A 577-nucleotide genomic window follows, 5' to 3' on the forward strand; every position below is an offset into this window, starting at 1 on the left:
ATTGTTTCATCAGTAAGTTCGTATTTTTTTTCCATGGTTTTACTCCTTTAAGTTAGATTCTGCCTTTGTCGTTCTTGCAAAAGAACGGCATTGCATTGTGTGGTGAATTTTTTGAAAAGGTGGCGTCTTTTAAAAACGCCTTTAGCTTTTAAAGCACATCACAAGGACGCAAACGGTGTTGTTGTTCGTAAGAACCATACATTGCATCATCATATTCGCGCTGTTTTATATCATCTAAAAAAAAACCGTATGCTGTGCTGTGTAGAATAAAATCGTGAGGAATGTTTCCGTTGAAACACTGCTCTTCACATTCTTTAAGATAGAATTCGGCAATATCTTCAGAGATATCTTCGCAACGATTAGTCGTTGGTTCAATACGCAAAATTTGGACAGCATTATCGGCTTGGTCGATAAATTTGATCATGTCACTTTCTTCTAAGAAAGGACCAGATTTAGCGAGATTTTGCTCTTCATTTTCGCACATCACTAAGAGAATTTCATCAGAATTTATAAACACTGGTTTATTCACAAATGCCTCCATACTGCCTATTGGCAAAAGTTATTTTCTAAGATATGG

Annotated in this window: 1 protein-coding gene; it reads right to left on the reverse strand. The window is 36.0% G+C overall.

Annotated features, from left to right (window positions below; translation table 11 throughout):
* Positions 1–148 precede the first annotated feature (148 nt).
* On the reverse strand, positions 149–529 hold the full coding sequence (locus ACFIK3_RS09825) for a hypothetical protein (protein ID WP_273791750.1): 381 nt from the start codon (positions 527–529) through the stop codon (positions 149–151).
* Between the last annotated feature and the right edge of the window lie 48 nt (positions 530–577).

Origin of the sequence: Bartonella sp. CB10SXKL (genome assembly GCF_042195515.1) — a bacterium.
Lineage (GTDB): Bacteria > Pseudomonadota > Alphaproteobacteria > Rhizobiales > Rhizobiaceae > Bartonella.